At 70.8% G+C, this 7,015-nt stretch carries 5 protein-coding genes and 1 pseudogene; 4 read left to right on the top strand and 2 right to left on the bottom strand.

Annotation, left to right across the window (positions count from 1 at the left end):
• Window positions 1–364: 364 nt before the first annotated feature.
• Together PIQ37_RS20595 and PIQ37_RS20590 are read right to left on the bottom strand one after the other, a co-directional pair.
• On the bottom strand, window positions 365–1,975 hold the full coding sequence (locus PIQ37_RS20595; protein WP_342074894.1) for a carboxyl transferase domain-containing protein: 1,611 nt from the start codon (window positions 1,973–1,975) through the stop codon (window positions 365–367).
• 112 nt (window positions 1,976–2,087) lie between these two features.
• Window positions 2,088–3,251, bottom strand: a complete 1,164-nt coding sequence (locus tag PIQ37_RS20590) for an isovaleryl-CoA dehydrogenase (protein ID WP_010341368.1) — start codon at window positions 3,249–3,251, stop codon at window positions 2,088–2,090.
• Window positions 3,252–3,383: 132 nt separating this feature from the next.
• Between PIQ37_RS20590 and PIQ37_RS20585 the strand changes: the two genes are divergently transcribed.
• From PIQ37_RS20585 to PIQ37_RS20570, 4 genes and pseudogenes are all read left to right on the top strand, one after another.
• Window positions 3,384–3,992, top strand: a complete 609-nt coding sequence (locus tag PIQ37_RS20585; protein ID WP_148829676.1) for a TetR/AcrR family transcriptional regulator — start codon at window positions 3,384–3,386, stop codon at window positions 3,990–3,992.
• Window positions 3,993–4,146: 154 nt separating this feature from the next.
• Window positions 4,147–4,665, top strand: coding sequence for a c-type cytochrome (locus tag PIQ37_RS20580; protein WP_017915253.1), 519 nt, complete (start codon window positions 4,147–4,149; stop codon window positions 4,663–4,665).
• 93 nt (window positions 4,666–4,758) lie between these two features.
• Window positions 4,759–6,537, top strand: a complete 1,779-nt coding sequence (locus tag PIQ37_RS20575; protein ID WP_342074893.1) for an ExeM/NucH family extracellular endonuclease — start codon at window positions 4,759–4,761, stop codon at window positions 6,535–6,537.
• A 298-nt stretch (window positions 6,538–6,835) separates the two neighbouring features.
• Window positions 6,836–7,015, top strand: a pseudogene (locus tag PIQ37_RS20570) (hypothetical protein); the annotation flags it as partial.

Raw genomic sequence — 7,015 nt, 5'->3', positions numbered from 1 at the left:
GGATTCGCGGAAGGGGCATCCTGCCCCTGCCGCGAACGGCGCACATCCATGTGCGCCGCCCTTCGGGTTTTTCCCCGCCGTGGCTGCCGCGCCGAGGGGGCCCGGTAAGTCAAAGGCAAAGCAAGAGCAACCGCAGGAGCAAAAGCGGGAGCAAAAGCGGGAGCAAAAGCGGGAGCAAAAGCGGGAGCAAAAGCGGGAGCAAAAGCGGGAGCAAAAGCGAAGGCCGTCGCGTCGGCCGCTGCCGCAGAGCCGATCAAACGGGCCACTGCCGGGCAGACTGCCCCACGCATCGCTTGCGACCACCTGCGTGGCCACCGCCGATCCCGGCGCGCGCGCGCCTGCCACCGCGAGCGCATGCGCCGGCTCACATCCGGAACACCCCGAACCGGCTCGGCTCCGCCGGTGCGTTCAACGCCGCCGACAGCCCAAGCCCCAACACTCGCCGCGTCTGTGCCGGATCGATCACCCCGTCGTCCCACAGCCGTGCGCTGGCGTAGTACGGATGGCCCTGGCGCTCGAACTGATCGCGGATCGGCGCCTTGAACGCCGCCTCCTCCGCGTCCGACCACTGCCCGCCCTTGGCCGCGATACCGTCGCGGCGTACCGTCGCCAGCACGCTCGCCGCCTGCTCGCCGCCCATCACCCCGATGCGCGCGTTCGGCCACATCCACAGGAAGTTCGGCGAATACGCGCGGCCGCACATGCCGTAGTTGCCGGCGCCGAACGAGCCACCGATCACCACCGTGAACTTGGGCACCTTGGCGCAGGCCACCGCCATCACCAGCTTGGCGCCGTCCTTGGCGATGCCGCCGTGTTCGTACTTGCGGCCGACCATGAAGCCGGTGATGTTCTGCAGGAACACCAGCGGGATGCCGCGCTGCGCGCACAGCTCGATGAAGTGCGCGCCCTTCAGTGCCGACTCGGAGAACAGGATGCCGTTGTTGGCGACGATGCCCACCGGATAGCCGTGGATGTGCGCGAAGCCGGTGACCAAGGTGGTGCCGTAGCGCGCCTTGAACTCGTCGAAGCGCGAGCCGTCGACCACCCGCGCGATCACCTCGCGCACGTCGAACGGTTTGCGCGGGTCGGCCGGAATCACCCCGTACAGCTCCTCGGCCGGATACAGCGGCGGTTCCGGCGTGCGCAGCGCCAGGGCGGAGGGCGGCTTGCGACAGTTGAGCTGGGCGACGATCGCGCGCACCCGCGCCAGTGCCTGCAGGTCGTTGTCGGCGAAGTGGTCGGCGACGCCGGAAATGCGCGTGTGCACGTCGGCACCGCCCAGGTCCTCGGCGCTGACGTCCTCGCCGGTGGCGGCCTTCACCAGCGGCGGACCGCCGAGGAAGATGGTGCCCTGTTCGCGCACGATCACCGTCTCGTCGCTCATCGCCGGCACGTAGGCGCCGCCGGCGGTGCACGAGCCCATCACGCAGGCGATCTGGGCGATGCCCTGCGCCGACAGGTTGGCCTGGTTGTAGAAGATCCGGCCGAAGTGGTCGCGGTCGGGAAACACCTCGTCCTGCAGCGGCAGGAACGCGCCGCCGGAATCGACCAGGTAGATGCACGGCAGGCGGTTCTGCTGGGCGATCTCCTGCGCGCGCAGGTGCTTCTTCACCGTGATCGGGTAGTAGGTGCCGCCCTTGACCGTGGCGTCGTTGGCGACGATCACGCATTCCACGCCGGAGACGCGGCCGATGCCCGTAACCACGCCGGCGCACGGCACCTCGTCGTCGTACAGGCCCAGCGCGGCCAGCGGCGCGATCTCCAGGAACGCGCTGCCCGGGTCGAGCAGGGCATCGATGCGTTGGCGCACCAGCAGCTTGCCGCGCGCCTGGTGCTTGGCGCGGGCGGCCTCGCTGCCGCCCAGGGCGATGCGCGCCTGGGTGGCGTGCAGGTCGTCGACCACCGCGCGCAGCGCGGCGGCATTGGCGGCGAAGGCGTCGCTGCCGGGTTGCAACTGGGTCTGGATCGCGCTCATGGCTGGGCCGTGGAGGGAGGAGGGAAGGGTGGGCGGCGAATGTGGGAGGGGCTTCAGCCCCGACGCAGCGACGTCGGAACGGCCTTACAGCCGATGTGCCTCCCACACGGCCTCACTTGGTCCGCTCGAACAGCTCGCGGCCGATCAGCATGCGCCGGATCTCCGAGGTGCCCGCGCCGATCTCGTAGAGCTTGGCGTCGCGCCACAGGCGCCCGGTCGGGTAGTCGTTGATGTAGCCGTTGCCGCCCAGCACCTGGATCGCCTGGCCGGTCAGCCAGGTGGCCTTCTCGGCGGCGTAGAGGATCGCGCCGGCGGCGTCCTGGCGGGTGGTGCGGCCGGCGTCGCAGGCGCGCGCCACCGCATACACGTAGGCGCGGCAGGCGTTGAGGCCCACGTACATGTCGGCCAGCTTGCCCTGCATCAGCTGGAAGCTGCCGATCGGCTCGCCGAACTGGCGGCGCTCGTGCACGTAGGGCAGCACCACGTCCAGCGCCGCGGCCATCAACCCCAGCGGCCCACCGGACAGCACCACGCGCTCGTAGTCCAGGCCGGACATCAGCACGCGCACGCCGCCGCCGACCTCGCCCAGCACGTTCTCGGCCGGCACCTCGCAGTCCTGGAACACCAGTTCGCAGGTGTTGGAGCCGCGCATGCCCAGCTTGTCCAGCTTCTGCGCGGTGCTGAAGCCGGGCATGCCCTTCTCGACCACGAACGCGGTGATGCCGCGCGCGCCGCCGCTGGGGTCGGTCTTGGCGTAGACCACCAGCACGTCGGCGTCGGGGCCGTTGGTGATCCACATCTTGTTGCCGTTGAGCACGTAGCGGTCGCCGCGGGCCTCGGCGCGCAGCTTCATCGACACCACGTCCGAGCCGGCGCCGGGCTCGCTCATCGCCAGCGCGCCGACGTGCTCGCCGCTGCACAGCTTCGGCAGGTAGCGCGCCTTCTGCGCCGGGCTGGCGTTCTTGCGCAACTGGTTCACGCACAGGTTCGAATGCGCGCCGTAGGACAGCCCGATCGCGCCGCAGGCGCGCGAGATCTCCTCCATCGCCACCACGTGCGCCAGGTAGCCCATGGCGCTGCCGCCGTACTCTTCCTCGACGGTGAGGCCGAGCAGGCCCTGTTCGCCGAGCTTGCGCCACAGCGGCGCGGGGAAGGCGTTGTCGCGGTCGGCCTGCTCGGCCAGCGGCGCGATCTCGCGCGCGGCGAAGGCGGCGACGCTGTCGCGCAGCAGGTCGACCTCCTCGCCCAACTCGAAATTCAACGACGGCATCAGCATGGCGGCAACTCCGGGAATGGCGGATGGCCGGCGGCGCCTAGAATCGGACCCGCGCCGGGCTAGAGCGCCCAGCGTAGCCGGGAACGGCAAAGAAGTGAACAGAAATTCATTAATTGAACTTAGAATCACGCCATGGCCTACAAACGCTCCGCCCTGATGGAAGAACGCCTCGCCGGCAACCGCCAGCGCATCCTGCTGGCGGCGCGCCGGCTGATCGCCGCCGACGGCTTCCGTGGCGCCCCGGTGACCGCGGTGGCGGCCGAGGCCGGGGTCTCCACCGGGCTGATCTACCGGCATTTCCCGTCCAAGGCCGAACTGTTCGTGGAAGTGCTGACCGCGGCGGTGGAGCACGAGCTGACCATCCTGCGCGCCATCGCCGCCGCGCCGGCACCGGCCGCGCAGCGCCTGCGCGACGCCATCGCCTCGTTCGTGCGCCGCGCCCTGGCCGGCCCCGGGCTGGCCTACGCCTTCATCGCCGAACCGGTGGAACCGGAGGTGGACGCCGAGCGCATCCGCTGCCGGCGCCTGCTCGGCGACGTGTTCAAGGGCATCCTGGCCGAGGGCGTGGCCGCGGGCGAGTTCCCCGCGCAGGACCTGGAGGCGGCCGCGGCGTGCCTGGTCGGCGCCTATACCGAGGCCCTGGTCGGCCCGACCGCGCCCAGCCGCGACGGCCCGCGCGACAGCGAGCGCCTGGTCGAGGCGGTGTGCGGGTTCTGCTTGCGTGCGGTGGGCAGCGCCTGAGCGCGACCGAGCACGTCGCCTGCGCCGAACTGCTGCGATGCAGCACGCATCGCCTGCGATTCCGTGCGATCCCGGCGTGCCGCGCGGCGCAAACGCTGGCTATACTCGGTCGCGTAGCGGTGGTCCGGATTACCACGTGCCAAAGGGGTGTGATGTGCGGAATTACGACCTCGAATTTCTCAAGCGCTTCTCGATGGTGATCGGCCTGCTGGTGCTGATCACCCTCGGCCTGATCGTGTTCGCGCATTACCTGCAGCGGGCCATCCCGCCGGAGGTGTCGCCGGTGGCGCTCAAGCGCACCGAAGAGCGCATCGCCCCGGTCGGCGCGGTCTACGCCGGCAGCACCGGTGCCGCGGCGCAAGCGGCGGCACAGGCGGCGGCGCTGGCCAAGGCCTCGGCGCAGGCGGCCTACGGCGGCACCACCGACGGCAAGACCATCTTCAACAACCTGTGCACCGCCTGCCACACCACCGGCGTGGGCAAGGCGCCGACGCTGGACCACGCGCACTGGGACAAGCGCATCGCGCAGGGCAAGGAGACGCTCTACAAGCACGCCATCGAGGGCTACACCGGCCCCGACGGCGGCATCATGCCGCCCAAGGGCGGCAATCCCGGGCTGACCGAGGAGCAGATCCACGCCACCGTGGACTGGATGCTGGCCAACCTGAAGTAACCTTGCGCCTCCCGCACGCCACTGCGCCGCCTTCGGGCGGCGCATTCGTTTCCGCGCCCGTCGCGTGCCGGCGCAAACAAGGAGAGTGATCGCATGCGCATGCCGCCGCCGTCGTTGTTGTCGTTGTTGCTGCTGGTCGCAGCCCCCGCCGCGCAGGCGCTGACGCCGCCGACGCTGCTGCCGATCGGGCAGTTGCGCCCGGGGCCGCAGGCGCAGGGCGTGGTGTTCGAGGGCGTGGTCACCGCGCGGGTGGAGGCCGGCGGCAGCGGTTACCTGGTGCAGGACGCCGGCGACGACGATCCGCTGACCGCCGACGCGCTGCTGGTGCGCGGCGATGCCGAGCGCAGCCTGGCCCCGGGCGACCGCGTGCGGGTGTGGGGCGAACTGGCGCCGCAGGCCGCGGCATCGGCCAAGGCCGGCACCGCCTTCGTCGGGCGCAGCGTGCTGGAGCAGGGGCATACCGTGCTGGCACGGGCGCAGCCCTTGCCGCTGCAGGTGCTCGACGCGGCGCCGGCCGACTGGTCGGCGCTGGCCGGCATGCGCGTGCGCATCGCCGCGCCGCTGAACGTGGTCGACAACGACGCGCTGGGCAGGACCGGCGAACTGGGCGTGGCCTTCGGCGGACGCCTGTGGCAGCCCAGCGAAGTGGCCGCGCCCGGCAGCGCCGAGCAGGCGGCGGTGGTGGCCGACAACGCGCGGCGCGGGCTGCGGCTGGGCACGCTCGGTGCGCCGACGCCGACGCCGACGCCGACGCCGACGCCGACTTCGACTTCGACTTCGGCAACGGCAACGGCAACGGCAAAACTCCCGGACTATCTGGGGAGCGCCGCTGCACCGCCGCGCGCGGGCAGCACGGTCCAGGACGTGGAGGGCATCGTCGGCGGGGTGATCGATGGCGTGGCACGGCTGTACCCGACCGCCGCGCTGCAGCTGACGCCGCCGCCGGAACCGGCGCCGCCGCAGGTCGACGGCACCTTGCGCATCGCCGCCTTCAACCTGGAGAACTTCTTCAACGGCGACGGCCGTGGCGGCGGTTTCCCGACCCTGCGCGGCGCGCGCACGGCGGCCGAGTTCCAGGCGCAGCTGCGCAAGCTGGTGGCGACGATCCGCCCGCTGCAGGCCGACGTCGCCGCACTGATGGAACTGGAGAACGACGGCTACGGGCCGACCTCGGCGATCGCCAGCCTGGTCGACGCGCTCAATGCCGGCGGCGGCGACTGGCGCTTCGTCGACGCCGGGCGCGGCCCCGGCGACAACCCGATCCGGGTCGGGCTGATCTACCGCGCCTCGCGGGTGAGCCCGGTCGGCAAGCCAGCGGTGCTGGACGGCGGGCCGTTCGCCGAGCACAGCCGGGTGCCGCTGGCGCAGGCCTTCCGCCACGGCAGCGGCGCGCCGTTCGTGGTGGTGGCCAACCACTTCAAGTCGAAGGGCTGCGGCGAAGCCAGTGGCGCCGACGCCGACCGCGGCGACGGCCAAGGCTGCTGGAACGCGACCCGCACCGAGTCGGCGCGCCGCCTGGACGCGTGGTTGCGCAGCGACCCCACCGGCACCGGCAGCACATCCAGTGTGCTGCTCGGCGATTTCAACGCCTACGCGATGGAAGACCCGCTGCGCCTGCTGCGCGACGCCGGCTGGCGCGACGCGCTGCAGGAGGCGCATGTCGCGCAGCCCTACAGCTTCGTCTACCGCGGCCTCAGCGGCCGCCTCGACCACGCCTTGCTGAGCCCGGCGCTGGCGGCGCGGTTGCGCGGCGCCGCCGAATGGCACGTCAATGCCGACCTGCCCGACAGCGACGGCTACCGCGAGCGCGATCTGCCGGGCCCGTGGCGTAGTTCCGATCACGATCCGTTGTTGCTGGGGTTTGATCTGTAGGGGTGGGAGTGGGAAGACGGGAATGGGGAATCGGAAAAGCCGGTCGTCGGCCTCCTTTTCCCGTCCTCGATGTGCGGGACATTCCTGCTGGAGGCTCCGCGAGGCGCACGACGGTCTGTTGTGAGTAGGCGTGCTGTGTTTCAGGCCGGTCGTGGTGAGCGTCCGGTTTTACGCTTCACTGCCATCTCTTGAGCGTTGCTTCTGTCCATCGTGCGCTGGCCGCACGGTGTGGCTCGGTGCTGACCGAAGCTGTGAGATTTGGTGTTTTCTCTCGTCAAGAAGACGGCAGCATCGGCTGTTGCTGTTGCTGTTGCTGTTGCTTTGGCACTTGCCGTTGTTTCTGCTGTTGCCGTTGCTTTGGCTTTTGACTTACCGGGTTCCCTTCCGAAGCGGCGGCCAGAGCGGGGAAAAACCCCGAAGGGGCGGCGCACAGGGACGTGCGCCGTCCGCGGCAGGGGCAGGATGCCCCTTCCGCGGA

Origin of the sequence: Xanthomonas protegens (assembly GCF_038442435.1) — a bacterium.
GTDB lineage: Bacteria > Pseudomonadota > Gammaproteobacteria > Xanthomonadales > Xanthomonadaceae > Xanthomonas_A > Xanthomonas_A sontii.
Note: the sequence above shows the minus strand (reverse complement) of the source record. Positions and strands in the feature narration are given on the sequence as shown.

Coding starts and splice junctions, on each gene's coding strand:
- PIQ37_RS20595 (WP_342074894.1), bottom strand. CDS start 1,975: ATGAGCGCGATCCAGACCCAGTTGCAACCCGGCAGCGACGCCTTCGCC.
- PIQ37_RS20590 (WP_010341368.1), bottom strand. CDS start 3,251: ATGCTGATGCCGTCGTTGAATTTCGAGTTGGGCGAGGAGGTCGACCTG.
- PIQ37_RS20585 (WP_148829676.1), top strand. CDS start 3,384: ATGGCCTACAAACGCTCCGCCCTGATGGAAGAACGCCTCGCCGGCAAC.
- PIQ37_RS20575 (WP_342074893.1), top strand. CDS start 4,759: ATGCGCATGCCGCCGCCGTCGTTGTTGTCGTTGTTGCTGCTGGTCGCA.